This window comes from Vibrio sp. YT-19(2023) (assembly GCF_033337395.1).
This window is the reverse complement of sequence record NZ_JAWOQN010000408.1, coordinates 1-754: the sequence shown is the minus strand read 5'-3', so window position 1 is coordinate 754 and position 754 is coordinate 1. Positions and strand designations below refer to the sequence as shown.

The 754-nt window shown below is 50.9% G+C and carries 1 protein-coding gene; it reads right to left on the bottom strand.

The genetic code is table 11. From position 1 onward, the window contains the following. On the bottom strand, positions 1-754 hold a 754-nt coding region (locus tag R7E78_RS26225; RefSeq protein WP_318058620.1), incomplete at both ends, for an AMP-binding protein.

Sequence of the window (754 nt, the reverse complement as noted above, 5' to 3'; positions counted from 1 at the left end):
GAGAGTAACGGTCGCCGTGGCTAGTTTCCGACATATCTTTCAAACGGTCGATAACGACTAAGTGGCCAGAATCTTTAAAGTAGCCCGCATCGCCTGTGTGCATCCAACCATCTTGAACATCTTCATCGTACGCCGCTTGGTTATTGAGATAGCCGGTAAACATGCCGGTACTTTTCGCGATGATCTCACCCACCCCATTGCTGTCTGGGTTGATGACTTTCACGTCCGCATTGTCAAATGCGACACCAACTGAATCGTAATCCACGTCATCGGCTTGGTGTACAGTGTACGCGCCACACATTTCGGTCTGGCCATAAAGCTGTTTGAGTGGCACACCGATCGCTTGTAGGTAACGGAAAGTATCTGGCCCCATTGCCGCACCACCGGTAGCCGCAGAAGACAGATTCGAGAAACCTAAACGGTCGCGTAGAGCGCGCAGAAGAATCCATTCCGCCAGCTTAGAGCGTTTGCCTTGATCCAGCGCTTTGTTCGCTAAGCTCATACCGAGTTTGTACATCTTCTGCTTGAACGGTGTGGAGTCCATCATTCGTGCAGACACATCAGCCACAATGTTTTCCCACACGCGCGGTGCAAGCAGCACAAAGTTCGGGCCAATCTCGCGTAAGTCCGACATCATGGTTTCTTGCTCTTCAACAAAGTTGACGATTTGACGCGAAATCAACGCCTGACCAACCACATACACCTGCTCCATTATCCAAGGAAGAGGCAGTACAGAAACGTAGTTGTCACCCGG